The 24,804-nt window shown below is 58.1% G+C and carries 38 protein-coding genes; 33 read left to right on the top strand and 5 right to left on the bottom strand.

Annotated elements, in window-relative coordinates; genetic code table 11:
* Window positions 1-38 precede the first annotated feature (38 nt).
* The 29 genes from rpsJ to bfr all read left to right on the top strand — a co-directional run bounded on the left by rpsJ (window position 39) and on the right by bfr (window position 14,339).
* Window positions 39-350 carry a 30S ribosomal protein S10 gene (rpsJ, locus tag ACSQ17_RS07200; protein WP_013789756.1) on the top strand — a complete coding sequence of 104 codons (312 nt, stop codon included), beginning with the start codon at window positions 39-41 and terminating at the stop codon, window positions 348-350.
* A gap of 83 nt (window positions 351-433) precedes the next feature.
* Window positions 434-1,069, top strand: a complete 636-nt coding sequence (rplC, locus tag ACSQ17_RS07195) for a 50S ribosomal protein L3 (RefSeq protein ID WP_233686015.1) — start codon at window positions 434-436, stop codon at window positions 1,067-1,069.
* A gap of 12 nt (window positions 1,070-1,081) precedes the next feature.
* Window positions 1,082-1,684: a 50S ribosomal protein L4 gene (gene rplD / locus ACSQ17_RS07190; RefSeq protein ID WP_311090430.1), complete on the top strand. Its 603-nt coding sequence runs from the start codon at window positions 1,082-1,084 to the stop codon at window positions 1,682-1,684.
* Window positions 1,681-1,980, top strand: a complete 300-nt coding sequence (gene rplW, locus ACSQ17_RS07185) for a 50S ribosomal protein L23 (RefSeq protein ID WP_090255803.1) — start codon at window positions 1,681-1,683, stop codon at window positions 1,978-1,980. Before rplD ends, rplW begins: the two co-directional genes overlap by 4 nt.
* A 14-nt stretch (window positions 1,981-1,994) precedes the next feature.
* Window positions 1,995-2,819, top strand: coding sequence for a 50S ribosomal protein L2 (gene rplB / locus ACSQ17_RS07180; RefSeq protein WP_069519908.1), 825 nt, complete (start codon window positions 1,995-1,997; stop codon window positions 2,817-2,819).
* A gap of 16 nt (window positions 2,820-2,835) precedes the next feature.
* A complete protein-coding gene (rpsS, locus tag ACSQ17_RS07175) occupies window positions 2,836-3,111 on the top strand; it encodes a 30S ribosomal protein S19 (protein ID WP_010486981.1) in 276 nt (91 codons plus the stop codon).
* An 11-nt stretch (window positions 3,112-3,122) separates the two neighbouring features.
* The gene (rplV, locus tag ACSQ17_RS07170) at window positions 3,123-3,455 is read left to right on the top strand and encodes a 50S ribosomal protein L22 (protein ID WP_003103908.1); all 333 of its coding nucleotides are present in this window, start codon (window positions 3,123-3,125) and stop codon (window positions 3,453-3,455) included.
* A gap of 13 nt (window positions 3,456-3,468) precedes the next feature.
* On the top strand, window positions 3,469-4,155 hold the full coding sequence (rpsC, locus tag ACSQ17_RS07165) for a 30S ribosomal protein S3 (RefSeq protein ID WP_233686013.1): 687 nt from the start codon (window positions 3,469-3,471) through the stop codon (window positions 4,153-4,155).
* 12 nt (window positions 4,156-4,167) lie between these two features.
* Window positions 4,168-4,581 carry a 50S ribosomal protein L16 gene (rplP, locus tag ACSQ17_RS07160; protein ID WP_090255798.1) on the top strand — a complete coding sequence of 138 codons (414 nt, stop codon included), beginning with the start codon at window positions 4,168-4,170 and terminating at the stop codon, window positions 4,579-4,581.
* Complete coding sequence (gene rpmC, locus ACSQ17_RS07155) at window positions 4,581-4,772, top strand: 50S ribosomal protein L29 (protein ID WP_002555481.1); 192 nt, start codon at window positions 4,581-4,583, stop codon at window positions 4,770-4,772. The genes rplP and rpmC overlap by 1 nt, the downstream gene beginning before the upstream one ends.
* 2 nt (window positions 4,773-4,774) lie before the next feature.
* On the top strand, window positions 4,775-5,041 hold the full coding sequence (gene rpsQ / locus ACSQ17_RS07150; protein ID WP_090243097.1) for a 30S ribosomal protein S17: 267 nt from the start codon (window positions 4,775-4,777) through the stop codon (window positions 5,039-5,041).
* A gap of 23 nt (window positions 5,042-5,064) precedes the next feature.
* Window positions 5,065-5,433, top strand: a complete 369-nt coding sequence (rplN, locus tag ACSQ17_RS07145; protein WP_003289207.1) for a 50S ribosomal protein L14 — start codon at window positions 5,065-5,067, stop codon at window positions 5,431-5,433.
* Between the two features lie 11 nt (window positions 5,434-5,444).
* The gene (gene rplX, locus ACSQ17_RS07140; RefSeq protein WP_131175042.1) at window positions 5,445-5,759 is read left to right on the top strand and encodes a 50S ribosomal protein L24; all 315 of its coding nucleotides are present in this window, start codon (window positions 5,445-5,447) and stop codon (window positions 5,757-5,759) included.
* Between the two features lie 20 nt (window positions 5,760-5,779).
* Window positions 5,780-6,319, top strand: coding sequence for a 50S ribosomal protein L5 (gene rplE, locus ACSQ17_RS07135; RefSeq protein WP_159973765.1), 540 nt, complete (start codon window positions 5,780-5,782; stop codon window positions 6,317-6,319).
* 13 nt (window positions 6,320-6,332) lie between these two features.
* On the top strand, window positions 6,333-6,638 hold the full coding sequence (gene rpsN / locus ACSQ17_RS07130; RefSeq protein ID WP_305623299.1) for a 30S ribosomal protein S14: 306 nt from the start codon (window positions 6,333-6,335) through the stop codon (window positions 6,636-6,638).
* Window positions 6,639-6,818: 180 nt separating this feature from the next.
* Window positions 6,819-7,211 (top strand): 30S ribosomal protein S8, encoded by a 393-nt coding sequence (gene rpsH, locus ACSQ17_RS07125; protein ID WP_069519903.1) that lies wholly within the window; start codon window positions 6,819-6,821, stop codon window positions 7,209-7,211.
* Window positions 7,212-7,223: 12 nt separating this feature from the next.
* On the top strand, window positions 7,224-7,757 hold the full coding sequence (rplF, locus tag ACSQ17_RS07120) for a 50S ribosomal protein L6 (RefSeq protein WP_296218085.1): 534 nt from the start codon (window positions 7,224-7,226) through the stop codon (window positions 7,755-7,757).
* A gap of 10 nt (window positions 7,758-7,767) precedes the next feature.
* Entirely contained in the window at window positions 7,768-8,118 is a 351-nt protein-coding gene (gene rplR, locus ACSQ17_RS07115; protein ID WP_003293038.1) for a 50S ribosomal protein L18, read from the top strand.
* A gap of 3 nt (window positions 8,119-8,121) precedes the next feature.
* Complete coding sequence (gene rpsE, locus ACSQ17_RS07110; RefSeq protein WP_233686011.1) at window positions 8,122-8,622, top strand: 30S ribosomal protein S5; 501 nt, start codon at window positions 8,122-8,124, stop codon at window positions 8,620-8,622.
* A 2-nt stretch (window positions 8,623-8,624) separates the two neighbouring features.
* Complete coding sequence (gene rpmD, locus ACSQ17_RS07105; protein WP_013789769.1) at window positions 8,625-8,804, top strand: 50S ribosomal protein L30; 180 nt, start codon at window positions 8,625-8,627, stop codon at window positions 8,802-8,804.
* Between the two features lie 3 nt (window positions 8,805-8,807).
* A complete protein-coding gene (rplO, locus tag ACSQ17_RS07100) occupies window positions 8,808-9,242 on the top strand; it encodes a 50S ribosomal protein L15 (RefSeq protein ID WP_160016247.1) in 435 nt (144 codons plus the stop codon).
* Window positions 9,243-10,571, top strand: a complete 1,329-nt coding sequence (secY, locus tag ACSQ17_RS07095) for a preprotein translocase subunit SecY (RefSeq protein WP_233686010.1) — start codon at window positions 9,243-9,245, stop codon at window positions 10,569-10,571.
* 26 nt (window positions 10,572-10,597) lie between these two features.
* Entirely contained in the window at window positions 10,598-10,714 is a 117-nt protein-coding gene (gene rpmJ, locus ACSQ17_RS07090; protein ID WP_002555468.1) for a 50S ribosomal protein L36, read from the top strand.
* A gap of 132 nt (window positions 10,715-10,846) precedes the next feature.
* Window positions 10,847-11,203 carry a 30S ribosomal protein S13 gene (gene rpsM, locus ACSQ17_RS07085; protein WP_010487012.1) on the top strand — a complete coding sequence of 119 codons (357 nt, stop codon included), beginning with the start codon at window positions 10,847-10,849 and terminating at the stop codon, window positions 11,201-11,203.
* Between the two features lie 30 nt (window positions 11,204-11,233).
* The gene (gene rpsK / locus ACSQ17_RS07080; RefSeq protein ID WP_013789773.1) at window positions 11,234-11,623 is read left to right on the top strand and encodes a 30S ribosomal protein S11; all 390 of its coding nucleotides are present in this window, start codon (window positions 11,234-11,236) and stop codon (window positions 11,621-11,623) included.
* Between the two features lie 17 nt (window positions 11,624-11,640).
* Window positions 11,641-12,261, top strand: a complete 621-nt coding sequence (gene rpsD / locus ACSQ17_RS07075; RefSeq protein ID WP_108487737.1) for a 30S ribosomal protein S4 — start codon at window positions 11,641-11,643, stop codon at window positions 12,259-12,261.
* 22 nt (window positions 12,262-12,283) lie between these two features.
* Entirely contained in the window at window positions 12,284-13,285 is a 1,002-nt protein-coding gene (locus ACSQ17_RS07070; protein WP_436068112.1) for a DNA-directed RNA polymerase subunit alpha, read from the top strand.
* A gap of 42 nt (window positions 13,286-13,327) precedes the next feature.
* Window positions 13,328-13,714 (top strand): 50S ribosomal protein L17, encoded by a 387-nt coding sequence (gene rplQ, locus ACSQ17_RS07065; protein ID WP_160347644.1) that lies wholly within the window; start codon window positions 13,328-13,330, stop codon window positions 13,712-13,714.
* 160 nt (window positions 13,715-13,874) lie between these two features.
* Window positions 13,875-14,339, top strand: a complete 465-nt coding sequence (gene bfr / locus ACSQ17_RS07060; protein ID WP_436068111.1) for a bacterioferritin — start codon at window positions 13,875-13,877, stop codon at window positions 14,337-14,339.
* Between the two features lie 57 nt (window positions 14,340-14,396).
* On the opposite strand, the gene uvrA is transcribed toward bfr, so the two are convergent.
* Window positions 14,397-17,231, bottom strand: a complete 2,835-nt coding sequence (gene uvrA / locus ACSQ17_RS07055) for an excinuclease ABC subunit UvrA (RefSeq protein ID WP_436068110.1) — start codon at window positions 17,229-17,231, stop codon at window positions 14,397-14,399.
* Between the two features lie 334 nt (window positions 17,232-17,565).
* On the opposite strand from uvrA, the gene ACSQ17_RS07050 reads away from it, so the two are divergent.
* From ACSQ17_RS07050 to ACSQ17_RS07035, 4 genes are read left to right on the top strand one after another with little or no spacing between them, the layout of a single operon-like run.
* Entirely contained in the window at window positions 17,566-18,954 is a 1,389-nt protein-coding gene (locus ACSQ17_RS07050; protein WP_436068109.1) for an MFS transporter, read from the top strand.
* A 17-nt stretch (window positions 18,955-18,971) separates the two neighbouring features.
* Window positions 18,972-19,460, top strand: a complete 489-nt coding sequence (locus ACSQ17_RS07045; RefSeq protein WP_436068108.1) for a single-stranded DNA-binding protein — start codon at window positions 18,972-18,974, stop codon at window positions 19,458-19,460.
* Between the two features lie 22 nt (window positions 19,461-19,482).
* Window positions 19,483-20,367 carry a sugar nucleotide-binding protein gene (locus ACSQ17_RS07040; RefSeq protein ID WP_436068107.1) on the top strand — a complete coding sequence of 295 codons (885 nt, stop codon included), beginning with the start codon at window positions 19,483-19,485 and terminating at the stop codon, window positions 20,365-20,367.
* Window positions 20,360-21,295, top strand: coding sequence for an NAD-dependent epimerase/dehydratase family protein (locus ACSQ17_RS07035; RefSeq protein ID WP_436068106.1), 936 nt, complete (start codon window positions 20,360-20,362; stop codon window positions 21,293-21,295). Before ACSQ17_RS07040 ends, ACSQ17_RS07035 begins: the two co-directional genes overlap by 8 nt.
* A gap of 57 nt (window positions 21,296-21,352) precedes the next feature.
* On the opposite strand, the gene ACSQ17_RS07030 is transcribed toward ACSQ17_RS07035, so the two are convergent.
* The 4 genes from ACSQ17_RS07030 to ACSQ17_RS07015 all read right to left on the bottom strand — a co-directional run bounded on the left by ACSQ17_RS07030 (window position 21,353) and on the right by ACSQ17_RS07015 (window position 24,785).
* The gene (locus ACSQ17_RS07030; RefSeq protein ID WP_436068105.1) at window positions 21,353-22,039 is read right to left on the bottom strand and encodes an OmpW/AlkL family protein; all 687 of its coding nucleotides are present in this window, start codon (window positions 22,037-22,039) and stop codon (window positions 21,353-21,355) included.
* A 236-nt stretch (window positions 22,040-22,275) separates the two neighbouring features.
* Window positions 22,276-22,797: a DUF3299 domain-containing protein gene (locus ACSQ17_RS07025; RefSeq protein ID WP_436068104.1), complete on the bottom strand. Its 522-nt coding sequence runs from the start codon at window positions 22,795-22,797 to the stop codon at window positions 22,276-22,278.
* 9 nt (window positions 22,798-22,806) lie between these two features.
* On the bottom strand, window positions 22,807-24,072 hold the full coding sequence (locus ACSQ17_RS07020) for an ABC transporter permease (RefSeq protein WP_436068103.1): 1,266 nt from the start codon (window positions 24,070-24,072) through the stop codon (window positions 22,807-22,809).
* Between the two features lie 2 nt (window positions 24,073-24,074).
* A complete protein-coding gene (locus tag ACSQ17_RS07015; RefSeq protein WP_436068102.1) occupies window positions 24,075-24,785 on the bottom strand; it encodes an ABC transporter ATP-binding protein in 711 nt (236 codons plus the stop codon).
* Window positions 24,786-24,804 lie beyond the last annotated feature (19 nt).

The following is a 24,804-nucleotide window of genomic DNA, read 5'->3' as shown; positions in this document are numbered from 1 at the left end:
CGTCCGTTGGGAATAGCAGCTTGGAATCTGAGGTCAAAATGCAAAACCAACAAATCCGTATTCGGTTGAAGGCTTTTGACCATCGCCTGATCGATCAATCAACCCAGGAAATCGTGGAAACCGCGAAACGTACTGGTGCTCAGGTGCGTGGTCCGATTCCTCTGCCTACCCGCAAAGAGCGGTTCACTGTACTGACTTCCCCGCACGTCAACAAAGACGCGCGTGATCAGTACGAGATCCGTACTCATAAGCGTGTTCTGGACATCGTCCAGCCAACGGATAAAACCGTTGACGCGCTGATGAAGCTCGACCTTGCGGCTGGCGTGGAAGTGCAGATCAGCCTCGGCTAAGACCGTTTAGGTTTTAGTCGTGTAACGCTCTGAAATGGGCGGCCATAGCGGGTGAAAGCCCCGTACACTCATGAGGTTACAACATGACTATTGGTGTAGTCGGTCGGAAAGCGGGCATGACCCGTATTTTCACCGAAGAAGGTGTCTCCATTCCGGTTACGGTCATTGAGATCGAGCCGAATCGCGTCACTCAGTTCAAAACTGAAGAGTCCGATGGCTATCGTGCAGTGCAAGTCACTGTCGGTGAGCGTCGTGCTTCTCGTGTCAGCAAGGCGCAAGCCGGTCACTTCGCTAAGGCGAATGTCGCGGCAGGTCGTACCGTTCTGGAGTTCCGTCTCGAAGACGGCGAATACCAGGCTGGTGATCTGATCAACGCTGAAATTTTCCAAGCTGGTCAACTGGTCGATGTGACCGGTCAGTCCAAGGGTAAAGGCTTTGCCGGTACCATCAAGCGTTGGAACTTCCGCGGCCAAGACAATACTCACGGTAACTCCGTGTCCCACCGTGTTCCGGGTTCGATTGGCCAGTGCCAGACTCCGGGTCGCGTATTCAAGGGCAAGAAAATGTCCGGTCACATGGGTGCTGAGCGCGTGACTGTGCAGTCCCTGGAAGTAGTGCGCGTCGATGCTGAACGCAACCTGCTGCTGGTCAAGGGTGCCGTTCCTGGCGCTACTGGCGGCAACCTGGTTGTCCGTCCGGCAGCCAAGGCTCGCGGTTAAGGGGAAGCTGACATGCAATTAAATGTAAATGGCGCTCAAGCGATCGAAGTATCCGAAGCCACTTTTGGCGGCGCATACAACGAGACCCTGGTTCACCAAGCTGTTGTGGCCTACATGGCCGGCGGCCGTCAGGGCAGCAAGCAACAAAAGACCCGTTCCGACGTATCCGGTGGCGGTAAGCGCCCATGGCGTCAGAAAGGCACTGGTCGTGCTCGTGCTGGTACCACTCGTGGTCCGATCTGGCGTGGCGGTGGTGTGACCTTCGCGGCTCGCCCGCAGAATCACGATCAAAAGCTGAACAAGAAGATGTATCGCGCGGCTATCCGTTCGATTCTTGCTGAGCTGGTCCGTACTGACCGTCTGATCGTTGTCGAAGACTTCAGCGTTGAAGCGCCGAAGACTAAAGAACTGTTGGGCAAGTTGAATGGCATGGGTCTGACCGATGTGCTCATCGTGTCTGATGCTATTGATGAGAATCTGTACCTGGCTGCGCGCAACCTGCCACACGTTGATGTTCGTGACGTGCAAGGTTCCGACCCGGTCAGTCTGATCGCGTACGAAAAGGTGCTGGTCACCGTTTCTGCCGTGAAGAAATTCGAGGAGCTGCTGGGATGAACCAGGAACGCGTATTTAAAGTGCTGCTTGGCCCGCACATCTCCGAGAAGGCCACGGTTCTCGCTGACAAGAAAAGTCAGTTCGTTTTCAAGGTTGCAACCGATGCAACCAAGCTGGAAATCAAGAAGGCCGTCGAAAGCCTGTTCAACGTGAATGTTGCTGCTGTTAATACCGTGAATGTTCTCGGTAAGACCAAGCGCAACGCTCGCGGCCTGGGCAAGCGTAACGACTGGAAGAAGGCGATCATCTCCCTTCAGCCAGGCCAAGATCTCGATTTCGCCAGCAGTGCTGAGTAAGGAAGGGGTGCATCATGGCAATCGTTAAATGCAAACCGACTTCCGCTGGCCGCCGTTTTGTGGTCAAGGTGGTCAATCAGGAGCTGCACAAAGGCGCTCCTTACGCTCCGCTGCTCGAGAAAAAGTCGAAGACTGGCGGTCGTAACAACAATGGTCGTATCACCACCCGTCATATCGGTGGTGGCCACAAGCAGCATTACCGTCTGGTCGATTTTCGACGCAACGACAAAGATGGCATTCCAGCCACTGTCGAGCGTATCGAATACGATCCGAACCGTACCGCACACATCGCTCTGCTGATGTATGCAGACGGCGAGCGTCGCTACATCATCGCCCCTAAAGGCGTGAGTGCTGGCGATCAGCTGGTAGCTGGCATCATGGCTCCGATCAAGCCGGGCAACAGTCTGCAACTGCGCAACATTCCAGTTGGTAGCACTGTTCACGGTATCGAACTGAAGCCGGGTAAAGGTGCTCAGATCGCTCGTTCCGCTGGTGCTTCGGCTCAGCTGATTGCGCGTGAAGGTGTCTACGTGACCCTGCGTCTGCGTTCCGGTGAAATGCGTAAAGTGCTGGCTGAGTGCCGTGCGACCCTGGGCGAAGTCTCGAACTCCGAGCACAGCCTGCGTTCGCTGGGTAAGGCCGGTGCCAAACGCTGGCGTGGCGTTCGCCCAACCGTTCGTGGTGTAGCCATGAACCCGGTTGATCACCCACACGGTGGTGGTGAAGGTCGTACCTCTGGTGGTCGTCATCCGGTGTCTCCATGGGGCTTCCCGACGAAGGGCGCGAAGACTCGTGGTAACAAACGCACCGACAACATGATCGTCCGTCGTCGCAAGTAAATAGAGGGATACGACAGTGCCACGTTCTCTGAAAAAAGGTCCTTTTATTGATCTTCACCTACTGAAGAAGATCGAAGTGGCGGTGGAAAAGAACGATCGCAAACCAGTGAAAACCTGGTCGCGCCGTTCGATGATCCTGCCACAAATGGTCGGTCTGACCATCGCTGTACACAACGGTCGTCAACATGTCCCAGTTCTGGTGAACGAAGACATGGTCGGCCACAAACTGGGCGAATTTGCCGGCACTCGTACCTATCGTGGGCACGTGGCTGACAAGAAAGCCAAGCGTTAAGGGGTAAGGAAATGGAAGTAGCCGCTAAGTTGTCGGGCGCTCGCATCTCCGCCCAGAAAGCCCGCTTGGTCGCCGACCAGATCCGCGGGAAGAAGGTGGGCGAAGCGCTCAACCTGCTGGCTTTCAGCAGCAAGAAAGCCGCGGAAATCATGAAGAAAGTGCTGGAGTCGGCTGTAGCCAACGCCGAGCACAACGAAGGCGCAGACGTTGATGACCTGAAAGTCAGCACTGTTTTCGTCAACGAGGGGCGTTCGCTTAAGCGCATCATGCCGCGTGCCAAAGGCCGCGCTGATCGCATCGTCAAGCGGTCTTGCCATATCACTGTCAAGGTTGCGGACAAGTAACGGAGTCGATCAGATGGGTCAGAAAGTACATCCCGTTGGCATCCGCCTGGGAATCGTCAAGGAGCACACCTCCGTCTGGTACGCAGACGGTCGGACTTATGCGGACTATTTGTTCGCTGATCTGAAGGTGCGTGAGTATCTCCAAGACAAACTAAAAAGCGCGTCCGTAAGCCGTATCGACATTGCTCGCCCGGCTCAAACCGCACGCATCACCATTCACACCGCTCGTCCAGGTATCGTTATCGGGAAGAAAGGTGAGGATGTTGAGAAGCTGCGTCAGGACCTGACCAAGCAAATGGGTGTGCCGGTGCACATCAATATCGAAGAGATCCGCAAGCCGGAGCTCGACGGTATGCTGGTTGCGCAGAGCGTAGCTCAGCAGCTGGAGCGTCGTGTGATGTTCCGTCGCGCCATGAAGCGCGCTGTACAGAACGCCATGCGTATTGGTGCCAAGGGCATCAAAATCCAAGTGAGCGGTCGTCTCGGCGGTGCTGAAATTGCACGTACCGAATGGTATCGCGAAGGTCGTGTGCCGTTGCACACCCTGCGTGCCGATATCGACTATGCCACGTACGAAGCGCACACCACTTACGGTGTGATCGGTGTCAAGGTTTGGATCTTCAAAGGCGAAGTGATTGGTGGCCTGAAAGAAGAACTGAAACCTCAAGCGCCTGCGCCTCGTAAAAAAGCTGCTAAGTAAGGAGTACGCAAAATGTTGCAACCAAAGCGTACGAAGTTCCGCAAGCAGATGACCGGCCACAACCGTGGTCTGGCTCAGCGCGGTAGCAAAGTCAGCTTCGGCGAGTTTGCGCTGAAGTCTGTTGCCCGCGGTCGTCTCACCGCCCGTCAGATTGAGTCCGCTCGTCGTGCTCTGACTCGTCACGTTAAGCGTGGCGGGAAAATCTGGATTCGCGTTTTCCCGGACAAGCCGATCTCCAAGAAGCCTCTTGAAGTGCGGATGGGTAAAGGGAAGGGTAGCGTTGAATATTGGGTAGCCCAGATCCAGCCAGGCAAAGTCCTGTACGAGATCGAAGGCGTTTCCGAAGAGTTGGCGCGTGAGGCTTTTGCCCTGGCTGCTGCAAAGCTGCCGCTCGCCACCACTTTTGTTAAGCGGACGGTGATGTGATGAAAGCGAATGAACTTCGTGAAAAATCAGCACAGCAGCTGAACGAGCAACTGCTCGGCCTGCTGCGCGACCAGTTCAATCTGCGTATGCAGAAAGCAACTGGCCAGTTGGGGCAGTCTCACCTGCTCTCGCAAGTTAAGCGCGACATCGCTCGTGTGAAAACTGTGCTCAACCAGCAGGCAGGTAAGTGATCATGGCTGAAGCCGAAAAAACAGTCCGTACGCTGACCGGCCGTGTCGTCAGCGACAAGATGGACAAGACCATCACCGTACTGATCGAGCGTCGCGTTAAGCACCCGATCTACGGCAAATATGTCAAGCGTTCGACCAAGCTGCACGCGCACGACGAAACCAACCAGAGCAAGATCGGTGACAAAGTTTCCATTCGCGAAACTCGTCCCGTTGCCAAGACCAAGTCTTGGGCGCTGGTTGAGATCCTCGAACGCGCAGTGGAAGTCTAAGGGCTAAGGGTCGGAGAAATTATATGATTCAGACTCAATCCATGCTCGACGTCGCTGACAACAGCGGTGCTCGTCGCGTTATGTGCATCAAGGTGCTGGGTGGCTCGCATCGCCGCTACGCTGGCATCGGCGACATCATCAAAGTGACCGTCAAGGAAGCAATTCCGCGCGGCAAGGTGAAGAAAGGCCAAGTGATGACTGCTGTTGTAGTCCGCACGCGTCACGGCGTTCGTCGCCCTGATGGCTCGATCATCCGCTTCGATGGCAACGCTGCTGTTCTGCTGAACAACAAGCAAGAGCCGATCGGCACCCGTATTTTTGGGCCAGTGACTCGTGAACTTCGCTCTGAGAAGTTCATGAAGATCGTCTCGCTCGCACCTGAAGTGCTCTAAGGAGATCCGACATGCAAAAGATTCGTCGTGACGACGAGATCATCGTGATCGCCGGCAAAGACAAAGGTAAGCGTGGCAAGGTGCTCAAGGTTCTCGCTGACGACCGTCTGGTCGTTGGTGGGATCAACCTGGTGAAGCGCCATACCAAGCCGAACCCGATGTCGGGCGTTCAGGGCGGTATCGTCGAGAAAGAAGCGCCTCTGCACGCTTCTAACGTGGCCATCTTCAATGGCGAAACCAACAAGGCTGATCGCGTTGGTTTCAAAATCGAAGACGGTAAAAAAATTCGTGTCTTCAAGTCGACCCAAAAAGCGGTTGATGCTTGAACACTGCTAGGTAGAAGACCATGGCACGACTAAAAGAGATTTACCGGAAAGAAATCGCGCCGAAGCTTAAGGAAGAACTTAAGCTCGCCAACGTGATGGAAGTTCCGCGCATCACCAAGATCACCCTGAACATGGGCCTGGGCGAAGCGATCGGTGACAAAAAAGTCATCGAGCACGCTGTTGCCGACCTGGAAAAGATCACCGGTCAGAAAGTCGTCGTGACTCATGCCCGTAAGTCGATTGCAGGCTTCAAGGTTCGTGAGGGCTGGCCGATTGGCGTTAAAGTGACTCTGCGCCGTGAGCGTATGTACGAGTTCCTGGATCGTCTGCTGTCCATCTCCCTGCCGCGCGTGCGTGACTTCCGCGGCCTGAATGCCAAGTCCTTCGATGGTCGTGGCAACTACAGCATGGGCGTTAAAGAGCAGATCATCTTCCCGGAAATCGACTACGACAAGATCGATGCCCTGCGTGGTCTGGACATTACCCTGACTACCACTGCCCGTAACGATGATGAAGGCCGCGCTCTGCTGCGTGCTTTCAACTTCCCGTTCCGTAACTGATTGGAGTTGGATCATGGCCAAAACCAGCATGAAAAACCGCGAGCTGAAGCGTCAGCAAACGGTAGCTAAGTACGCTAAAAAGCGTGCCGAGCTGAAAGCTACCATCGCCAATCCGAACACCAGTCCGGAAGCGCGTTGGGAAGCTCAAGTTGCTCTGCAGAAGCAGCCTCGCGACGCCAGCGCTTCGCGCCTGCGTAACCGTTGCCGCATTACCGGTCGTCCGCACGGCGTTTATCGCAAGTTCGGTCTGTCGCGTATCAAGCTGCGTGAAGCTGCAATGCGTGGTGATGTACCAGGGCTGGTTAAAGCCAGCTGGTAAAAACAAAGCCGGCCTAGTGCCGGCTTTGTCTTATGTGTGAATCAGGCCCCTTTGGGGCTTGATTCATTTTTGATCAGTCTCTAGAATGCTCGGCTCGCCTGAGCCTGGGTCAAATTTCCCGGAATTCTCAGCGACTGTAGCCGCAAGGCTAATTCTTTTTGTATCAGGAGCGTCTAGCCCATGAGTATGCAGGACCCGTTAGCGGACATGCTAACTCGTATCCGTAATGCCCAGATGGCTGAAAAGTCCGTCGTAAGCATGCCGTCTTCCACGTTGAAGGTGGCTGTAGCCAAAGTTCTGAAAGACGAAGGTTATATTGCGGGTTATCAGATCAGCGGTGAAGTTAAGCCGCAGCTGTCCATCGAGCTGAAATACTTCGAAGGCCGTCCGGTTATCGAAGAAGTTAAGCGCGTGAGCCGTCCAGGCCTTCGCCAGTACAAATCCGTCGATGATCTGCCGAAAGTTCGTGGCGGTCTCGGTGTATCCATCGTCTCCACCAACAAGGGTGTGATGACGGACCGCGCTGCGCGCGCTGCCGGTGTCGGCGGCGAAGTGCTCTGCACAGTGTTCTAAGGGGGGATAAGCATGTCTCGCGTTGCTAAGAACCCCGTTAAGCTGCCAGCTGGTGTTGAGGTCAAACTCGCCGGCCAACAGCTTTCGGTAAAGGGTGCCAAGGGCACTCTCGAACTGAACGTTCACTCGTCCGTTGAAGTCCTGCAAGAAGCCGGTGAGCTGCGTTTCGCTGCTCGCAATGGCGATCAGCAGACTCGTGCAATGGCCGGTACCACTCGCGCCCTGGTCAACAACATGGTGATCGGTGTTAGCGCAGGCTTCGAGCGTAAGCTGCAGCTGGTTGGTGTTGGTTACAAAGCGCAAGCCAAAGGTCAGGTGCTGAACCTCGCTCTCGGCTTCTCCCATCCGATCGACTATGAGTTGCCGGAAGGTGTAGTGGCTGAAACCCCGAACCAGACCGAGATCCTGATCAAGGGTGTCGACAAGCAACTGGTTGGTCAGGTCGCTGCGGAAATTCGTGATTTCCGTCGTCCTGAACCTTACAAGGGCAAAGGTGTTCGTTACGCAGACGAAGTCGTCCGCCGTAAAGAAGCCAAGAAGAAGTAGGGCATAGCAAATGACCGACAAAAAAGTTACTCGACTGCGTCGCGCTCGCAAAGCACGCCTGAAAATGCACGAGCTCGAAGCCGTGCGTCTGTGCGTGTACCGCTCTTCGCAGCACATCTATGCCCAGGTCATTTCGGCCGACGGCAGCAAGGTTCTGGCCAGCGCCTCTACCTTGGACAAAGCACTGCGTGACGGCGCCACTGGCAATGTCGACGCGGCCAAGAAAGTTGGTGAGCTGGTTGCCGAGCGTGCGAAAGCCGCTGGTGTAACTCAGGTTGCATTCGACCGTTCTGGCTTCAAGTACCACGGCCGCGTCAAGGCGCTGGCTGATGCTGCTCGTGAAGGCGGGCTGGAGTTCTAAGTTATGGCAAATAACGACCAAAAGCGCGACGAAGGCTATATCGAGAAGCTGGTACAGGTTAACCGCGTTGCCAAGACCGTTAAGGGTGGCCGTATCTTCACTTTCACCGCGTTGACCGTGGTAGGTGATGGTAAGGGTCGCGTCGGTTTCGGCCGTGGTAAGTCCCGTGAAGTGCCTGCGGCCATCCAGAAAGCGATGGAAGCTGCACGTCGCAACATGATCCAGGTTGATCTCAATGGCACTACTCTGCAGTACGCAATGAAGTCCGCTCACGGCGCTTCCAAGGTGTACATGCAGCCTGCTTCCGAAGGTACCGGTATCATCGCCGGCGGCGCCATGCGTGCTGTTCTGGAAGTGGCTGGCGTTCAGAACGTTCTGGCTAAATGCTACGGCTCGACTAACCCGGTGAACGTGGTTTATGCCACCTTCAAAGGTTTGAAAGCCATGCAATCCCCAGTGTCTGTTGCGGCCAAGCGTGGCAAGAGCGTCGAGGAGATTCTCTAATCATGGCTAATACCGTCAAAGTGACTCTGATCAAGAGCACCAATGGCCGTCTGGCCAACCATAAAGCCTGCGTCAAGGGTCTCGGCCTGCGTCGCATCAATCACACCGTGGAAGTTCTGGATACTCCGGAAAACCGCGGCATGATCAACAAGGCTTACTACCTTCTCCGTGTGGAGGGTTAATACATGTACCTGAACGATTTGAGTCCTGCGCCGGGTTCCCGTCGCGAGAAGCACCGTCCGGGCCGTGGTATCGGTAGCGGTTTGGGTAAGACTGGTGGCCGTGGCCACAAAGGTCAGACCTCCCGTTCCGGTGGCACCATTGCTCCGGGTTTCGAGGGCGGCCAGCAGCCTCTGCACCGTCGTCTGCCTAAGTTCGGTTTCGTTTCTTTGAAGGCTATGGATCGCGCAGAAGTGCGTACTTCCGAGCTGAATAAAATCGAAGGCGGCATTGTTACTCTGCAGTCGCTGAAGGATGCCAACCTGATTAACCAAAACGTGCAGCGTGTGAAAGTCATGCTGTCCGGTGAGGTTACTCAAGCGGTCACCCTTAAAGGTATCGCCGCCACCAAGGGTGCGCGCGCGGCTATCGAAGCAGCTGGCGGTAAGTTCGAGGAATAAATGGCTAAGCAAGGTGCTCTCTCAGCGCTCAGCAATGGCGGGTTATCCGAGCTCTGGGCTCGTTTGCGCTTTCTGTTCATGGCGATCATCGTCTATCGGATAGGTGCACACATCCCGGTTCCTGGCATCAACCCGGATCGGCTGGCGGACCTGTTTCGACAGAATGAGGGGACCATTCTTAGCTTGTTCAACATGTTTTCCGGCGGCGCGCTGGAGCGTATGAGTATTTTTGCACTGGGGATCATGCCGTACATCTCGGCGTCGATCATCATGCAGCTCATGACCGCTGTCAGCCCGCAGCTGGAGCAGTTGAAGAAGGAAGGTGAGGCTGGCCGTCGCAAGATTAGCCAGTACACCCGCTACGGCACCCTCGTCCTGGCTATTGTCCAAGCTGTCGGCATGTCCGTCGGTCTGGCCAGTCAGGGCGTAGCGTTTTCGGTCGATTTCGGCTTCCACTTCGTTGCAGTCACCACGTTTGTGGCGGGTGCGATGTTTATGATGTGGCTGGGCGAGCAAATCACCGAGCGTGGTGTTGGCAACGGTATTTCGATGCTGATCTTTGCAGGCATCGTGGCCGGTCTGCCGTCGGCGATCGGGCAGTCTTTCGAGTCTGCTCGCCAGGGTGATATCAATATCTTTGCCCTGATCGCCATCGGTTTGCTGGCAGTAGCGATTATCGGTTTCGTGGTGTTCATTGAGCGTGGTCAGCGTCGCATTGCGGTGCACTACGCCAAGCGTCAGCAGGGCCGTAAGGTCTTCGCGGCGCAGACCAGCCACTTGCCGTTGAAGGTGAACATGGCAGGGGTTATCCCGGCTATTTTCGCCAGCAGCCTTCTGTTATTCCCGGCTTCGCTGGGTGCCTGGTTTGGTCAGTCCGAAGGTATGGGCTGGCTGCAGGATATTTCACAGGCTATCGCTCCTGGTCAGCCGTTGAACATTTTGCTGTTTAGTGCAGGGATCGTTTTCTTCTGCTTCTTCTACACAGCGCTGATGTTCAACCCGAAAGACGTAGCGGAAAACCTGAAGAAGTCCGGTGCCTTTATTCCGGGTATCCGTCCCGGCGAGCAATCGGCGCGCTATATCGATGGCGTGTTGACCCGCTTGACCATGTTCGGTGCTCTGTACATGACGGCCGTATGCTTGTTGCCCCAGTTCCTGGTGGTGGCTGCCAACGTACCGTTCTATCTTGGCGGGACCTCGTTGCTGATCGTGGTCGTGGTTGTTATGGACTTTATGTCGCAAGTACAATCGCACCTCGTTTCGCACCAGTACGAATCCCTGATGAAGAAAGCCAACCTGAAGGGCTACGGCAGCGGCATGCTGCGCTGAAGTCCATAAGGTTCGAGGAGTTGGTGATGAAAGTTCGTGCATCGGTGAAAAAGCTGTGCCGTAACTGCAAAATTATTCGCCGTGAAGGTGTTGTGCGAGTGATTTGCAGCGCGGAACCGCGTCACAAACAGCGCCAAGGCTGAGTGTGATTGAGCGTTACAAGCCCGGCAGCTAGTGCGCTGCCGGGTTGATTATTTGTTATTACAGCGTTAATATCTCGCGCCCTATTTCTTGGCTTCCGGGGCGTAGGTAGCTGTCAATTGGAGTTCCACTGAATGGCCCGTATTGCAGGCGTTAACATTCCGGATAACAAGCACACTGTTATCTCGCTGACCTACATCTTCGGTGTTGGTCGCACCACTGCACAGAAAATCTGTGCTGCTACCGGTGTAAATCCGGCAGCAAAAATCAAAGATCTCTCTGATGAGCAGATCGAGCAGCTGCGTGGCGAAGTGGCCAAGGTGAATACCGAAGGCGACCTGCGTCGTGAAGTGAACATGAAAATCAAGCGCTTGATGGACCTGGGTTGCTACCGCGGCCTGCGTCATCGTCGTGGTCTGCCGGTTCGCGGTCAGCGTACCAAGACCAACGCGCGTACCCGTAAGGGCCCGCGTAAGCCGATCCGCAAGTAATCGCATTCGCGCATCGACAGGAATCTAGTCATGGCAAAACCTGCTGCTCGTACTCGTAAGAAAGTCAAAAAGACGGTGGTTGATGGCATCGCCCACATCCACGCTTCTTTCAACAACACAATCGTGACCATTACTGACCGTCAGGGCAATGCTTTGTCCTGGGCTACCTCGGGTGGTTCGGGTTTCCGCGGCTCGCGTAAAAGCACCCCGTTCGCTGCCCAGGTGGCTGCTGAGCGTGCTGGTCAAGCTGCGCTGGAATACGGCCTGAAGAACCTCGACGTTAACGTCAAGGGTCCCGGTCCGGGTCGTGAGTCCGCTGTCCGTGCTTTGAACGGCTGCGGTTACAAGATCGCCAGCATCACCGATGTGACGCCAATCCCGCACAACGGGTGCCGTCCTTCGAAGAAGCGTCGCGTGTAATCAGGAGACAGTGAGAAATGGCTCGTTACATTGGTCCCAAATGCAAACTGTCTCGTCGTGAAGGCACTGATCTTTTCCTGAAAAGCGGCGTTCGCGCTCTGGAATCGAAGTGCAACATCGAAGCAGCCCCAGGTATTCACGGTCAGCGCCGTGGCCGTCAGTCCGACTACGGCACCCAGCTGCGTGAAAAGCAAAAAGTTCGTCGTATCTACGGTGTGCTTGAGCGTCAATTCAGTGGTTATTACAAAGAAGCTGCCGGCAAGAAAGGCGCTACTGGTGAGAACCTGCTGCAACTGCTCGAGTGCCGTCTGGATAACGTGGTTTATCGCATGGGCTTCGGTGCTACCCGCGCTGAATCCCGTCAGCTGGTATCGCACAAGTCGATCAGCGTAAACGGTAAAACTGTCAACGTACCGTCCTACCAGGTTAAAGCTGGTGACGTGGTTGCAGTCCGCGAGAAATCGAAGAATCAGCTGCGCATTGTTCAAGCTCTTGAGCTGTGTGCCCAGCGTGGCCGCGTTGAATGGGTAGATGTAGACACTGAGAAAAAGTCTGGCGTGTTCAAAAACGTCCCGGCGCGCAGTGATCTCTCCGCTGACATCAACGAAAGCCTGATTGTCGAGCTCTACTCCAAGTAAGGGCTAGAAAATAGGTGCATCCATGCAGATTTCGGTAAATGAGTTCCTGACCCCCCGTCACATTGATGTGCAGGTGGTCAGTTCGACCCGTGCGAAGATCACTCTCGAGCCTCTCGAGCGTGGTTTTGGCCATACCCTGGGCAACGCGCTGCGTCGCATCTTGTTGTCCTCCATGCCTGGCTGTGCAGTAGTCGAGGCCGAGATTGATGGTGTACTCCATGAGTACTCCGCCATCGAAGGTGTTCAGGAAGACGTCATTGAAATCCTGCTCAACCTGAAAGGTCTGGCTGTCAAACTGCACGGTCGTGACGAAGTGACTCTGACTCTGGCGAAGAATGGCTCGGGCGTAGTTACCGCTGCCGATATTCAGCTGGATCACGATGTCGAAATCGTCAATGGCGACCACGTAATCGCCAACCTGGCGTCCACTGGCGCGCTGAACATGAAGCTCACCATAGCTCGTGGTCGCGGCTATGAGCCGGCTGACGCTCGTCAGAGCGATGAAGACGAAAGCCGCAGCATTGGTCGCTTGCAGCTTGACGCTTCGTTCAGCCCGGTACGCCGTGTGTCGTACGTGGTGGAAAACGCTCGTGTTGAGCAGCGTACCAACCTGGACAAACTGGTTATCGACCTGGAGACCAACGGTACTCTGGACCCTGAAGAGGCTATTCGCCGCGCCGCAACCATCCTGCAACAGCAGTTGGCTGCGTTCGTCGACCTCAAAGGTGACAGTGAGCCTGTTGTTATCGAGCAGGAAGACGAGATCGATCCGATCCTGTTGCGTCCGGTTGATGACCTGGAACTGACTGTACGTTCGGCTAACTGCCTCAAGGCAGAAAACATTTACTACATCGGTGATCTGATTCAGCGCACCGAAGTAGAACTGTTGAAAACCCCGAACCTGGGCAAGAAATCCCTGACCGAAATCAAGGATGTTCTGGCTTCTCGCGGTCTGTCCCTCGGTATGCGCCTCGACAACTGGCCGCCGGCAAGTCTGAAGAAAGACGATAAGGCGACTGCCTGATCGTCATCATCACCGAACGTGAGTTTGGTAAGGAATTGAACCATGCGTCATCGTAAAAGTGGCCGTCACCTCAGCCGCACCAGCGCACACCGCAAGGCCATGTTCCAGAACATGGCGGTATCGCTGTTCGAGCATGAGCTGATCAAAACTACTCTGCCGAAAGCCAAAGAACTGCGTCGCGTTGCCGAGCCGCTGATCACTCTGGCTAAAGAAGACAGCGTTGCCAACCGTCGTCTGGCCTTCGACCGTACTCGTTCGAAAGCCATCGTCGGCAAGCTGTTCAACGACCTGGGCAAGCGCTACGCCACCCGTCAGGGCGGTTACCTGCGTATCCTCAAGTGCGGTTTCCGCGCTGGCGACAATGCTCCAATGGCCTATGTTGAACTGGTTGACCGTCCGGTCGCTGGTGCAGCTGTAGACGCTGAGTAAGTCGTAGGTTGTATGAAAAAACCGGGCCTTGGCCCGGTTTTTTTATGCCTGCAACACCGTTCATCTATGCCTGCTCGATGGCTGTATTCGCTGCGCTTGACCCATTGGCTACAGCCAGCCAGCATTAGCGCTTGTTTGTCGCTTGCCAAGGAAAATGCCCATGAAAGGCCATGTAGAAGTCATCGATTACCTGAAGGTTCTGCTCAAGGGCGAGCTGGCCGCGCGTGATCAGTACTTCGTGCATTCGCGTCTGTATGAAGACTGGGGCTTCAGCAAGCTCTACACTCGGATCAATCACGAGATGGAAGAGGAGACGCAACACGCTGATGCGATCCTAAAGCGCATTCTGTTTCTGGAAGGCACGCCCGATATGGTGCCCGACAGTTTCCGCTTTGGCCAAAGCGTGCCGGAAATGCTCAAGCTTGATCTGGCGCTGGAGTATCACGTACGTGCAGCGCTGAGCAAAGGCATTGCCCTGTGCGAGCAGCATCAGGATTACCAGACCCGCGACATTCTGCTGGTACAGCTGAAGGATACCGAAGAGGATCACGCCTACTGGCTGGAGATTCAGCTGGGCCTGATCGACAAGCTGGGGCTGGAAAATTACCTGCAGACGCAGATGTAAGTCAGCCTGCTGTCATAAAAAGCCCCGCATGTGCGGGGCTTTTTATTGCGCGAGCGATTAAGCCCGATCACGTTCCAGCAGCGGCTTGAGGAAGTAACCGGTATGCGATTGCGGCATCTCGGCGACTTCTTCCGGTGTGCCAAAGGCGATGATCTGGCCACCTTTGGAGCCGCCCTCAGGGCCGAGGTCCACCAGCCAGTCAGCGGTCTTGATCACGTCCAAGTTGTGCTCGATTACCACCACGGTGTTGCCATGGTCACGTAGGCGGTGCAGCACCTCGAGCAGTTGCTGGATATCGGCGAAGTGCAGGCCTGTGGTCGGCTCGTCGAGGATATACAGGGTCTTGCCGGTGTCGCGCTTGCTCAGCTCACGGCTTAGCTTTACCCGTTGCGCCTCGCCACCGGACAGGGTGGTAGCACTTTGGCCGAGCTTGATATAGGACAGGCCTACGTCCATTAGCGTTTGCAGCTTGCGCGCCAGGGCTGGTACGGCATCGAAGAAGGTGCGGGCTTCTTCGATGGTCATGTCGAGCACTTCGGTGATGCTCTTTCCCTTGTACTTCACTTCCAGGGTTTCGCGGTTATAGCGTTTGCTCTTGCACACGTCGCAGGGCACGTAGATGTCCGGCAGGAAGTGCATTTCCACCTTGATCAGGCCGTCGCCCTGGCAGGCTTCGCAGCGACCGCCCTTGACGTTGAAGCTAAAGCGCCCCGGGCCATAACCGCGCGAGCGTGCTTCCGGCACGCCGGCAAACAGCTCGCGGATCGGGGTGAACAGCCCGGTGTAGGTCGCCGGATTCGAGCGCGGTGTGCGGCCAATCGGGCTCTGGTCGATATCGACCACCTTATCCAGGTGTTGCAGGCCGTCGATGCTGTCGTGAGCAGCGGCTTCCAGGGTGGTCGCGCCATTCAGTGCTGTGGCGCTGAGCGGGAACAGGGTGTTGTTGATCAGCGTCGACTTGCCCGAGCCGGACACGCCGGTGACGCAGGTGAGCAGACCAATCGGAATTTCCAGGTCGACATTGCGCAGGTTGTTGCCACGCGCCCCTTTGATTTTCAGCGAGAGCTTCTTGTCGCGTGGCGTGCGCTTGGCAGGTACAGCGATCTTCACCCGGCCAGACAGGTACTTGCCGGTCAGCGAGTCCGGGTGAGCCATGACCTCGGCTGCAGTGCCCTGGGCGACGATCTGTCCGCCATGCACGCCGGCACCCGGACCGATATCCACTACATAGTCGGCCAGACGGATGGCATCCTCGTCGTGCTCCACCACTATCACCGTGTTGCCGATGTCACGCAGGTGTTTCAGGGTGCCGAGCAGGCGTTCATTGTCGCGTTGATGAAGGCCGATGCTCGGTTCGTCGAGGATGTACATGACACCGACCAGGCCAGCGCCGATCTGGCTGGCCAGGCGAATGCGCTGGGCCTCACCGCCGGACAGGGTGTCGGCGCTGCGGTCCAGGGTCAGGTAGTCGAGGCCGACGTTGACCAGGAACTGCAGGCGCTCGCGGATTTCCTTGAGGATCTTCTCGGCGATTTCACCGCGGCGCCCGGGCAGGTTGAGGCTGCCGAAATACTCGGTAGCGTCGCCAATCGGTAGGCCGCTGACCGCCGGCAAGGTTTTCTCACCAACCCAGACGTGCCGCGCTTCCCGGCGCAGGCGGGTGCCGCGGCAATCCTGGCAAGCCTGGGTGCTGAGGAACTTGGCCAGCTCTTCACGCACGCTGGTGGATTCGGTTTCGCGGTAGCGCCGCTCTAGGTTCGGCACGATGCCTTCGAAGGGGTGCGAGCGTTTGACGATATCGCCACGGTCGTTGAGGTATTTGAAGTCGACGTTCTGCGTACCGCTGCCAAACAGGATGCATTTCTGGTGTTCGGCGCTGAGCTCATCGAATGGCACTTCCAGGCTGAAGCCGTAATGTGCGGCGAGGGAGCCAAGCATCTGGAAGTAATAGACGTTGCGCCGGTCCCAGCCGCGGATCGCGCCCTCGGCCAGGGTCAGCTCGCCATTGACCAGGCGCTTGGTGTCGAAGAACTGCTTAACACCCAAGCCGTCGCAGGTCGGGCAGGCACCGGCCGGGTTGTTGAAGGAGAACAGCTTGGGTTCCAGCTCGCTGATCGAGTGGCCGCAAGTCGGGCAGGCAAAGCGCGCGGAGAAGATGATTTCTTCGCCTTCCTCACCTTCCATGGGGGCGATCAGAGCCAGGCCGTCGGCCAACTTGAGGGCGGTCTCGAAGGATTCGGCCAGGCGCTGCTGCAAGTCTCCGCGCGCTTTGAAGCGGTCGACTACGGCGTCGATGCTGTGTTTCTTCTGCTTGTCGAGCTTCGGCAGTTCGTCCAGCTCGTAGAGTTTGCCGTTGACTCGCACACGGACAAAACCCTGGGCGCGTAGCTCATCGAAGATCGCCAGGTGTTCGCCTTTGCGTTCACGAATCACCGGGGCCAGCAGCATCAGTTTGCTGCCCTCAGGCAAGGCCAGTACCTGATCAACCATCTGGCTGACGGTTTGCGCTTCCAGCGGCAGGTCATGATCCGGGCAGCGTGGAATACCGGCGCGGGCGTAGAGCAGACGCAGGTAGTCGTAGATCTCGGTGATCGTGCCGACGGTGGAGCGCGGGTTGTGCGAGGTGGATTTCTGTTCGATGGAAATCGCCGGCGACAGGCCCTCGATGGTGTCGACATCGGGCTTTTCCATCATCGACAGGAACTGCCGGGCATAGGCCGACAGCGACTCCACGTAGCGGCGCTGACCCTCGGCGTAGAGGGTGTCGAAGGCCAGGGATGACTTGCCGGAACCGGACAGGCCGGTGATCACGATCAGCTTGTCGCGCGGCAGGGTCAGGTCGATGTTTTTCAGGTTATGGGTACGAGCCCCCCGAATCAGAATCTTGTCCACTTAGGGAACCTCTAATAGCTGTCTGCGTTGCCATCGCTTCGTTAAAAACAGGCTCAAATGCTCATTTACTACTTGTAAACTGCGCTTCTTCGCCTGCTTGATTCGCTGGCGCTCACCCTTCGGGCCAGCCTCCGGCTGTTACTCCCGTTGGTCGTTGCGCCTCGCGCTGGCGGCCTCGCCAACGCTTTTAGAGGCTCCCTAACAACGGCCTCGCATGGCGGGCGGAAAACCACCGAGTATACGGCTCTGGAGGCGGGCGCGGCAAAGCGTCACTGCTGTGCCGCATGGTTTGAGTGCTGCTAGAATCGCCGCCTATTTCGACAGGGCCTTTCCCATGCATGATCCGCACAGCGAGCGCATGAGCGGCAGTGAAACCCGTGCGGCCGGTGGCTTGGCGCTGGTGTTCGCGTTCCGCATGCTCGGTATGTTTATGGTGCTGCCGGTACTGGCGACCTATGGCATGGACCTGCAAGGCAGCACGCCCGCGCTGATCGGCCTGGCCATTGGGGCCTATGGCCTGACCCAGGCGTTTCTGCAGATTCCGTTTGGCATGCTCAGTGACCGCATCGGCCGGCGTCCGGTGATCTATGTCGGGCTGCTGATCTTCGCCGCCGGCAGCCTGCTGGCAGCCAACGCCGACTCCATCTACGGGGTGATTGCCGGGCGCATTCTGCAAGGTGCTGGGGCGATTTCTGCGGCGGTGATGGCGCTGCTCTCCGACCTGACCCGCGAGCAGCATCGCACCAAGGCCATGGCGATGATCGGCATGAGTATTGGTTTGTCCTTTGCCGTGGCGATGGTGGTCGGTCCGCTGCTGACCCGTGCGTTCGGGTTGTCCGGGCTGTTTCTCGCCACGGCAGCCATGGCGTTGCTGGGGATTGTTATCGTTGCCGGCCTGGTGCCGCGCGCTGCTGGGCCGTTGCAGCATCGCGAGTCGGGTGTGGCCCGGCAGGCGTTGTGGCCAACGCTCAGGCATGCGGATCTGTTACGCCTGGATTTCGGCATTCTGGTGCTGCACGCGATTCTGATGGCCAGCTTTATTGCCTTGCCGTTGGCGCTGGTGGAGCAGGGCGGGCTGGCCAAGGAAGAGCATTGGTGGGTCTACCTGACGGCGCTGTTGGTGGGTTTCTTCGGCATGGTGCCGTTTATCATCTACGGCGAGAAAAAGCGGCGGATGAAACAGGTGCTGCTGGGTGCGGTCAGCGTGCTGCTGCTCTGTGAGCTGTTCTTCTGGTGGTTCGGCAGCAGCCTGCGTGCTCTGGTGCTCGGTACTGTGGTGTTTTTTACCGCCTTCAACCTGCTGGAGGCTTCGTTGCCATCGCTGGTCAGCAAGGTCGCGCCGGCCGGCGGCAAGGGCACGGCAATGGGGGTGTATTCCACCAGTCAGTTCCTCGGCGCGGCCGTCGGTGGCATCCTCGGCGGCTGGCTGTATCAGCACTACAGCCTGTCGGGTGTGTTTGCGGGCTGTGCCCTGCTGGCGCTTTTTTGGCTGGCCTTTGCTGTTACTATGCGCGAACCGCCGTATGTCACCAGCCTGCGTCTGCCGCTTTCAGCTGCGGCCTTGCAAGAGACGGGGTTGGCCGAGCGTTTACAGGCTGTGCCCGGAGTGGCGGATGCCGTAGTGGTGCGCGATGAAGCGGCCATCTATATCAAAGTGGATACCCAACAATTGGACCGCACGTCCCTTGAGCGCCTCATAGAGTCGGCGCCGGTGGCGTGCTGAAAGCCTAGGAGAACGTTATGGCCCGTGGGGTTAACAAAGTCATTCTGGTCGGTACCTGCGGACAGGACCCGGAAACCCGCTACCTGCCGAGCGGCAACGCGGTTACCAACCTGAGCCTGGCGACCAGCGAGCAGTGGACTGACAAACAGACCGGCCAGAAGGTCGAAAAAACCGAGTGGCACCGTGTGTCGCTGTTCGGCAAGGTCGCCGAGATTGCCGGCGAATACCTGCGTAAAGGTTCGCAGGTGTACATCGAAGGCAAACTGCAAACCCGCGAGTGGGAAAAAGACGGCATCAAGCGCTACACCACCGAAATCATTGTCGACATGCAGGGCACCATGCAGCTGCTCGGCGGTCGTCCGGATAACGCCGGTGGCGATTCCGCGCCTCGTCAACAACGCCCTGCGCCGCAGCGTGAGCAGCAGTCGGCCCCGCGTCCGGCTCCGCAGCAGGCGGCTCAGCCTGCGCCGGATTTCGACAGCTTTGACGACGATATCCCGTTCTGACTCGCTGAGTTAGCGCTCTATCATGCGTATGCGGCTGATGCTGCTGGGTGGCGGTAATGCGTTGGGGCAGGCCCTGATCCGCCTCGGCGCCGAAGAAGACATTGGTTTTCTCGCGCCGAAACCGCCGGAGTCAGGCTGGGATCCCGCCAGCCTGACCCAGCTGCTCGATGACACCCGTCCCGATGCCCTGATCAACCTTGCCTACTATTTCGACTGGTTCCAGGCCGAAGTGGTCAGCGAGGCGCAGTTTGCTGCTCAGGAGCGTGCCGTTGAACGCCTGGCCGAGCTTTGCCAGCACCACCAGATCCGCTTGTTGCAGCCGTCCAGCTACCGCGTCTTCGATGGTGTGCGGGCAACGGCCTACAGCGAGAAGGAAGAGCCGCTGCCGCTGGGTGTGCGTGGGCAGGCGTTGTGGCGCTTTGAGCAGCGGGTGCGGGCGACCTGTCCGCGGCATGTGCTGCTGCGCTTCGGCTGGTTGCTGGATGACAGCGCCAACGGCCTGCTCGGGCGTTTTCTCACCCGCGCTGCGCATGATGAACCGCTGTTGCTGGCCGATGACCGGCGCGGTAACCCGACCCCGGTCGATGATGCCGCGCGGGTAATTCTCGCCGTACTCAAGCAGCTGGATTGCCAGACGCCGCTGTGGGGCACCTACCACTACGGCGGCCATGAGGCGACCACTTCGCTGGCGCTGGGACAAGCGGTGCTCAGCGAGGCACGCAACTTCCGCAGCAACCTGGTCGATGAAGTGAGCCCCCAGGCGCACAGCGCTCGCCCGGATGCGGCTGAAGAGCCGCAGCATGCCGTGCTGTCGTGCAAGAAAATTCTGCATACCTTCGGCATCAAACCACGTGCCTGGCGCTCGGGGCTGCCGAGCCTACTGGATCGTTATTACCGTCATGTCTGATTCGCGTCTTGTTCTGGTTACTGGCGGAGCCGGCTTTATCGGCTCGCACCTGGTCGATGCCTTGTTGGCTCAGGGCCATAGCGTGCGGGTGCTGGATAACCTGTCGATGGGCAAGCTGACCAACCTGCCGCTGAATAACCCGCGCCTGCAGTTTATTCAGGGCGATGTGGCCGATGCCGCTGTGGTCGTGCAGGCGGTGGCCGGCTGTGCGGCTGTGGCGCATCTGGCTGCCGTGGCATCGGTACAGGCTTCGGTGGATGATCCGGTGGCGACCCACCAGAGCAACTTTGTCGGCACCTTGAACATCTGTGAGGCGATGCGCCTGCATGGCGTCAAGCGTGTGCTGTTTGCCTCCAGCGCTGCGGTGTACGGCAACAACGGCGAAGGCTTGGCGATTGATGAAAGCACACCCAAAGCGCCGCTGACGCCCTATGCGGCGGACAAGCTGGCGAGTGAGCATTACCTGGATTTCTATCGCCGCCAGCATGGCCTGGAGCCGGCGATCTTTCGTTTCTTCAATATCTTCGGCCCGCGTCAGGATCCGTCCTCGCCGTACTCCGGGGTGATCAGCATCTTCACCCAGCGCGTGCAGCAGGGGTTGCCGATTAGCGTATTCGGCGACGGCGAGCAGACCCGCGACTTCTTCTATATCGAAGACTTAGTCGCGCTGCTGACTCAGGCGCTGGCCGCGCCGCAAGTCGTTGAGGGGGCGGTAAACGTCGGCTGGAATGAAGCTGTGAGTCTGAATCAGCTGCTGGCGCAGATTGGTGAGCTGTGTGGCGGCCTGCCTGCGGTCAATTACCAGGCGCCGCGCGCCGGCGATATTCGTCATTCGCGGGCTGACAACCAGCGTTTGCAAGCGCATTACCAATTGCCTGCTGCGACACCGATGCGCGAAGGATTGCGCCGCCTGCTGGCGCAAGGCTGAGCGTGCGACGGCATAAAAAAACCGGCCGTGAGGGCCGGTTTTTTTATGCCTGAGGGCTTAGAACTTGTAGCCCAGGCCAACCATGTAAACGAACGGATCCACGTCCACATCGACCTTGACCTTGTCACCGAGGATGTTGGTGGTGCCAGTGGTTTCTATGTCGATGTAGCGCACCTGGGCGTTGAGCATGATGTTGTCCGTCAGCATGTAGTCCATGCCTACCTGTGCGGCCAGGCCCCAGGAGTCCTTCATGTCCAGGCCGCTGAAGCCTTTACCTTCTGCTTCGCTGCTCAGCTTGGTGTCGAAGAACCAGGTGTAGTTGATACCTGCGCCTACATAGGGCTGGAAGGCCGAGCTGGCATCCAGCGGGTAGTACACCACGCTCAGGGTCGGCGGCAGGTGTTTGAGGCTGCCCAGTTTGCCGTTGAGGCCAGCAAAGCCGCCCGGCATGCCTTTCACGCCGACGTCATGGCTGAACGGGGTGGCGGCCAGCAGCTCAATGCCGATGTTGTTGGTCAGCATATAGGCGAAGTTCAGGCCCAACTGGGTGTCACTGTCCAGGGTGGCCTTGGTGCCAGCTACATCCATCCCGAGTGCGCCCACCCAGATGTCGCTGCTGCTTTCCTGCGGGTCAACGGTGATCGCACCGGCGCGCACGATGATGTCGCCAGCCTGGTGCGCGTGCGCCAGTGGGGCGGCAATGGCCAGGGCCAGCAATGAGGCAGTAAACAGAGATGTACGCATGATGTGCTCCCAAAAGCATCGGTTCGTATTGGCTGAATACGATGTTAGGGCGCGTGAAAATTCGGCTGTTGATCCAGCTCAATAAAGTAGCTTGCTATCAAAATAATCAGGTGGTTGTCGCTTGTCGCACACCGGTGTCCGGATGGCTTGGTATGCCTCGGTGGGGCTTTGTACCACTCATGCGCCCCGCAACAGCAGCCGGGCAGCGTTTTGTTGGCTGACGGCTGCGCTGGGCTTTAGCTATCTGGCAGCTCGTAGGCGTAAATCTTCTCGGCTTCCATCTGGTAGCCGGCTTCGGCTAGCTCGCTGCTGGTCTGCTCGACCTTGAGCGGGCCTTCGATCCAGAACGGTTGGTACAGCGCATCCATCAGCACGCCCAGTTCGCTGGTGACGTGGACGATCTGGTTCGACGGTGGTGGTGGTACGTGGATGCAGGCGCCGAAGTACGGCACCAGCAGGAACTCGGTGACACGGCCTTCATCGGTGACATCCAGCGGTACGATATAGCCCGGCAGTTTGACCTGCTGGCCATCCAGTGCCTGCACCACCGGTGCTGCGGGCGACTGCTGCATGGCCGCCGGGCCTGACTCGGCGAGGGCATCGGCGAGCTGCGAGAGGTCATGGATCGGTGCCGGTTCAGTGCTTTGCGGCGGGGCGTCGGCCGGGACCATTTCCGACCAGGTCAGCTCGCGCACCTCGGCCGCGGCCAGCGGCAGGGCCAGGGTAAGCATCAGAGTGGCGAGCAGAGAGCGGTGCATGCAAAAGCCTCATAAGCGGATCGATAAGCCATCGGCCAGGGATTGGCGGTACGCGCGCCAGGCCGGTACACAGCCCATCAGCAGGGCGGCGCTCAGGATAGCGCCGAGTAGCGTCCACTCATAGCGGGTCGGCAGATTCAGTGGCAGGTACAGGCCGTAATTCGCCTGCACATAGCCCTGCGCTCCGGCGATGCCCAGGTACAGCAACAGCAAACCGAGCAGTACGCCGGCCAGGGCCAGGGCAAAGGCTTCGACGATCAGCAGGCTGGCGATATGCCAGGGCCGCGCGCCGACCGAGCGCAGAATCGCCATCTCGCGGCGGCGCTCGTTAAGGCTGGTGAGAATCGCCGTAAGCATGCCGATCAGTCCAGTCAGCACCACGAACAGCGAAACCACGAATAGCGCCTTCTCGGCGGTGCCCATCAGGCTCCACAGCTCCTGCAGCGCAACGCCGGGGAGAATCGCCAGCAGCGGTTCGCCACGAAACTCGTTGATCTCGCGTTGCAGGCTAAATGTGGCGATCTTGCTGTTCAGGCCGAGCATGACGGCGGTGATCTGCTTGGGTTGCAGGTCCATCGCCCGCGCCTGCTCAGCACTGACCGTTGCCGCGCCGCGTGCGGGCATGCCGTTTTGCCAGTCGACATGCAGGGCCTCCATGCCGGCCAGGGAAATATGCAGGGTGCGGTCCACCGGCGTGCCGGTGCGCTTGAGGATGCCGACCACCTTGAACGGTTTGTCGTCATGCTTAACCAGGCTGATGGTGGCCACGCCATGGGCCAGCACCAGCTCCTGATCGAGCTGGTAGTTGAGCGCTTGCGCCACTTCTGCGCCAAGTACAACCTCGAACGGGTCATCGGCAAAGGCGCGGCCGCTGCTCAGTTGCAGTGGTTGGCTGCGGGCATAACGGTAGTGTTCGAAATACGCCGGGCTGGTGCCCATCACCCGGTAGCCACGGTGCGAATCGCCGAGTGAGATCGGGATGGCCCATTTGACCTGACGGTGCTGGGCTAACTGCTCGAAGCTATCCCAGCGGATATTGTTGGTGGCATTACCGATGCGGAATACCGAGTACAGCAGCAGGTTCACGCTACCCGAGCGCGCGCCGACAATCAGATCGGTGCCGCTGATGGTGTTGGCAAAGCTGGCGCGGGCTTCGGTGCGCACCCGCTCGACCGCGAGCAGCAGGCACACAGAGAGGGCGATGGCAAACACCGTCAGCCAGGCGGTAAAGCGGCGGTTGCCCAGGCTGGCGAGGGCGAGACGCAATAGGTACATCGTTAAATCTCCGCCAAACGGGTGGCTTTGTTCAGCTCGGCCAGCGACAGGCTGCGGTCAAACAGCCTTGCCAGGCTCTGGTCGTGGCTGACAAACAGCAGGCTGGAGCCAGCCTCGCGGCACTCGGCGAACAGCAGCTCGAGAAAGGCTTCGCGGGCATCAGTATCCAGCGCCGAGGTGGGTTCGTCGGCGATCACCAGTTCCGGCTGGCCGATCAGCGCACGGGCAGCGGCGACGCGCTGCTGCTGGCCGATCGACAGATCACCTGCGCGGCGTTGCAGCAGCTCAGGCTGGTGTAACCCAAGGTGGGCTAGCAGGGCGTTGGTGGCCTTGGTTACGCTGCCATGGCGTTGCACCGCGCGGCTGGCACGCAGAGCGGAGAAATGACAGGGCAGTTCGACGTTCTCACGCACCGAGAGAAACGGCAGCAGGTTGAATTGCTGAAAGATGTAGCCGGTGTGATCGACGCGAAAGCGGTCGCGGGCGCTGGCGGACAGCGTACTCAGGTCCTGGTCGAGCAGGCGGATGCTGCCGCGATTAGGTTTCTGTACGCCGCCGAGCAGGCCGAGCAGGGTGGTCTTGCCGCTGCCACTGGGGCCTTTGAGAAACAGGCTTTCGCCGCGTTGCAGGGTGAAGGCGTCGATGTCCAGCAGCTCAGGTTGGCCCGGCCAGGCAAAGCCGAGGTTGGACAAGTGAATCAAGGCTGAACTCATAAAGTAAGCGGCCGGGTTA

Source organism: Pseudomonas sp. LjRoot71, assembly GCF_964253255.1.
Taxonomy (GTDB): domain Bacteria; phylum Pseudomonadota; class Gammaproteobacteria; order Pseudomonadales; family Pseudomonadaceae; genus Aquipseudomonas.
Note: the sequence above shows the minus strand (reverse complement) of the source record. Positions and strands in the feature narration are given on the sequence as shown.

Coding starts and splice junctions, on each gene's coding strand:
- rpsJ (WP_013789756.1), top strand. CDS start 39: ATGCAAAACCAACAAATCCGTATTCGGTTGAAGGCTTTTGACCATCGC.
- rplC (WP_233686015.1), top strand. CDS start 434: ATGACTATTGGTGTAGTCGGTCGGAAAGCGGGCATGACCCGTATTTTC.
- rplD (WP_311090430.1), top strand. CDS start 1,082: ATGCAATTAAATGTAAATGGCGCTCAAGCGATCGAAGTATCCGAAGCC.
- rplW (WP_090255803.1), top strand. CDS start 1,681: ATGAACCAGGAACGCGTATTTAAAGTGCTGCTTGGCCCGCACATCTCC.
- rplB (WP_069519908.1), top strand. CDS start 1,995: ATGGCAATCGTTAAATGCAAACCGACTTCCGCTGGCCGCCGTTTTGTG.
- rplV (WP_003103908.1), top strand. CDS start 3,123: ATGGAAGTAGCCGCTAAGTTGTCGGGCGCTCGCATCTCCGCCCAGAAA.
- rpsC (WP_233686013.1), top strand. CDS start 3,469: ATGGGTCAGAAAGTACATCCCGTTGGCATCCGCCTGGGAATCGTCAAG.
- rplP (WP_090255798.1), top strand. CDS start 4,168: ATGTTGCAACCAAAGCGTACGAAGTTCCGCAAGCAGATGACCGGCCAC.
- rpmC (WP_002555481.1), top strand. CDS start 4,581: ATGAAAGCGAATGAACTTCGTGAAAAATCAGCACAGCAGCTGAACGAG.
- rpsQ (WP_090243097.1), top strand. CDS start 4,775: ATGGCTGAAGCCGAAAAAACAGTCCGTACGCTGACCGGCCGTGTCGTC.
- rplN (WP_003289207.1), top strand. CDS start 5,065: ATGATTCAGACTCAATCCATGCTCGACGTCGCTGACAACAGCGGTGCT.
- rplX (WP_131175042.1), top strand. CDS start 5,445: ATGCAAAAGATTCGTCGTGACGACGAGATCATCGTGATCGCCGGCAAA.
- rplE (WP_159973765.1), top strand. CDS start 5,780: ATGGCACGACTAAAAGAGATTTACCGGAAAGAAATCGCGCCGAAGCTT.
- rpsN (WP_305623299.1), top strand. CDS start 6,333: ATGGCCAAAACCAGCATGAAAAACCGCGAGCTGAAGCGTCAGCAAACG.
- rpsH (WP_069519903.1), top strand. CDS start 6,819: ATGAGTATGCAGGACCCGTTAGCGGACATGCTAACTCGTATCCGTAAT.
- rplF (WP_296218085.1), top strand. CDS start 7,224: ATGTCTCGCGTTGCTAAGAACCCCGTTAAGCTGCCAGCTGGTGTTGAG.
- rplR (WP_003293038.1), top strand. CDS start 7,768: ATGACCGACAAAAAAGTTACTCGACTGCGTCGCGCTCGCAAAGCACGC.
- rpsE (WP_233686011.1), top strand. CDS start 8,122: ATGGCAAATAACGACCAAAAGCGCGACGAAGGCTATATCGAGAAGCTG.
- rpmD (WP_013789769.1), top strand. CDS start 8,625: ATGGCTAATACCGTCAAAGTGACTCTGATCAAGAGCACCAATGGCCGT.
- rplO (WP_160016247.1), top strand. CDS start 8,808: ATGTACCTGAACGATTTGAGTCCTGCGCCGGGTTCCCGTCGCGAGAAG.
- secY (WP_233686010.1), top strand. CDS start 9,243: ATGGCTAAGCAAGGTGCTCTCTCAGCGCTCAGCAATGGCGGGTTATCC.
- rpmJ (WP_002555468.1), top strand. CDS start 10,598: ATGAAAGTTCGTGCATCGGTGAAAAAGCTGTGCCGTAACTGCAAAATT.
- rpsM (WP_010487012.1), top strand. CDS start 10,847: ATGGCCCGTATTGCAGGCGTTAACATTCCGGATAACAAGCACACTGTT.
- rpsK (WP_013789773.1), top strand. CDS start 11,234: ATGGCAAAACCTGCTGCTCGTACTCGTAAGAAAGTCAAAAAGACGGTG.
- rpsD (WP_108487737.1), top strand. CDS start 11,641: ATGGCTCGTTACATTGGTCCCAAATGCAAACTGTCTCGTCGTGAAGGC.
- ACSQ17_RS07070 (WP_436068112.1), top strand. CDS start 12,284: ATGCAGATTTCGGTAAATGAGTTCCTGACCCCCCGTCACATTGATGTG.
- rplQ (WP_160347644.1), top strand. CDS start 13,328: ATGCGTCATCGTAAAAGTGGCCGTCACCTCAGCCGCACCAGCGCACAC.
- bfr (WP_436068111.1), top strand. CDS start 13,875: ATGAAAGGCCATGTAGAAGTCATCGATTACCTGAAGGTTCTGCTCAAG.
- ACSQ17_RS07050 (WP_436068109.1), top strand. CDS start 17,566: ATGCATGATCCGCACAGCGAGCGCATGAGCGGCAGTGAAACCCGTGCG.
- ACSQ17_RS07045 (WP_436068108.1), top strand. CDS start 18,972: ATGGCCCGTGGGGTTAACAAAGTCATTCTGGTCGGTACCTGCGGACAG.
- ACSQ17_RS07040 (WP_436068107.1), top strand. CDS start 19,483: ATGCGTATGCGGCTGATGCTGCTGGGTGGCGGTAATGCGTTGGGGCAG.
- ACSQ17_RS07035 (WP_436068106.1), top strand. CDS start 20,360: ATGTCTGATTCGCGTCTTGTTCTGGTTACTGGCGGAGCCGGCTTTATC.
- ACSQ17_RS07030 (WP_436068105.1), bottom strand. CDS start 22,039: ATGCGTACATCTCTGTTTACTGCCTCATTGCTGGCCCTGGCCATTGCC.
- ACSQ17_RS07025 (WP_436068104.1), bottom strand. CDS start 22,797: ATGCACCGCTCTCTGCTCGCCACTCTGATGCTTACCCTGGCCCTGCCG.
- ACSQ17_RS07020 (WP_436068103.1), bottom strand. CDS start 24,072: ATGTACCTATTGCGTCTCGCCCTCGCCAGCCTGGGCAACCGCCGCTTT.
- ACSQ17_RS07015 (WP_436068102.1), bottom strand. CDS start 24,785: ATGAGTTCAGCCTTGATTCACTTGTCCAACCTCGGCTTTGCCTGGCCG.